The organism is Pedococcus sp., assembly GCF_036000045.1.
Taxonomy (GTDB): domain Bacteria; phylum Actinomycetota; class Actinomycetes; order Actinomycetales; family Dermatophilaceae; genus Pedococcus.
In genome coordinates this window covers 1-1,576 of sequence record NZ_DASYGF010000041.1, presented here as the reverse complement: position 1 = coordinate 1,576, position 1,576 = coordinate 1, and the positions used below count along the sequence as shown (strand labels likewise).

Sequence of the window (1,576 nt, the reverse complement as noted above, 5' to 3'; positions counted from 1 at the left end):
GTCGTTATATCGCGACTCGCGCCGGACCGCTCGTCGAAATCTCGACGGGGCCCTGGGTGGGCGAGGCTCAGGGCGCCTGGGTCGCGGACGTCCTCGCGAGCCGGTATGCCGCCCCGGCTCCGGGCGAGCTACGCGCCCAGTGGTCGTCGACCACGCCAGGAACAAGCGGCAGTTCCATGCCTGGGCGCGGCACCCCATGGAGGTCGACTTCGACCACTACCTGTGGGACCTGCGGCGCGAGCGCCGTCGGAGTCGACGTCGCGCTCACGGCCGTGCCCCGCGCAGCAGGCTGCGCGGGGCACGGGATCTGCTCGTGAGGACCAGCCGAGTCAGCTGACCGTGGGGTGGGTGACCTCGCACCCGCCCTGGCCGCCGTTGAAGTCGTTGGCCCAGGTCGACTGCACCGGGTAGCTCCCGGTGCTGAGCGTGATGTTCTGCGACGCGCCCTGACCAGAGGAGATCCACGCGCACTTGTCACCGTTCTCGTAGCCGGTCAGGTCGGTCCAACCGCCGGCGGGGAACTGGTCGGTGATCGTCTCGGCGTACTCGTGGCCCTCCACGATCGTCACCCCATCGGTGACTCCGCCGGAGCCGGCGTTGACGAAGTTCGAGCCACAGCTCGAGCCCATGTCGGTGACGTACGGCTCGTTGGTGAAGGCCAGCGCGCCGTACGGCGAGCTCGGCGCTCCGCCGGACAGGCTGGTGTCACCGGTGTAGTCATGCCAAGCGCAGAACTGCGACGTCGTCGTGTTGAACCCGTCGGGGTGAGTGCCCGTGGGCGAGAGCACGACGTACTGGACGTTGCGGTTGGAGGCAGCCGTGGTGTTGCCGAAGTGGCCTGCGGCCTTGACTGCCTCGGCGCCGATCTGGTTCCCGGTCGCCTGCGCCGGGGCGGCCGCGGAGGGGTCCGCCCACACGCCGGCCAGCGCCCCACCGGTGGGGTACCCGACATGCGTGGATCCGCTGGGGCAGCTCGTGCTCCCCGACGCCACGCCCTCGCAGTACTGCGTCATGACACCTGACCACGACTCTCCGCTCGTGCCCAAGCCCTTGAAGAAGCCTTGCAAGATCGGCGCCGTGTTCTGCGGGTCACCGGTGAAGGTGGCGTTGCCCTTCGCGTCGGAGCCCTGCGTCCCCCACTGCGAGCCCCAGAACACGAGGTAGACCTTGGGGGCGCCGGTGGTCACGCCGACACCGCTGGTCCCTCCGCCATAGCGCAGGTTGTTCAGGCCCAGATTGGGCACAGCGGCCGTGGTAGTCGGCACGACGCCGTGCCGGTAGGGGTGGCTGAGGACGTCTGAGGAGTCAGGGGCACCCAGACCTGAGGCCTGGGCGGCGGTCGGCACGAGTGCCGCGGCCAGAGCGACGGCGCCGAGGACAGCCAGGGCGCGGCCGGCCCGCGGGAACATCGTGGTTCTGGACTTGTCGGAGATCACGAGGGGCCCTTCGTTCGGGGGAGGGGGACCGGCGTGGCCACCCACTGGGCCAACGAGCCATCTCGGAGCCGGTTATGGCCACAAAAGTCGCGAACGCCCCAAAGTTGTTCAGGGTTTGGCAAAGAGGGCACGCGTCCCCC

The 1,576-nt window shown here is 69.6% G+C and carries 1 protein-coding gene; it reads right to left on the bottom strand.

Features of this window, described 5'->3' with window-relative positions:
- Nucleotides 1-329: 329 nt before the first annotated feature.
- A complete protein-coding gene (locus VGN50_RS07220; RefSeq protein ID WP_327444046.1) occupies nucleotides 330-1,436 on the bottom strand; it encodes a hypothetical protein in 1,107 nt (368 codons plus the stop codon).
- Nucleotides 1,437-1,576: the final 140 nt, after the last annotated feature.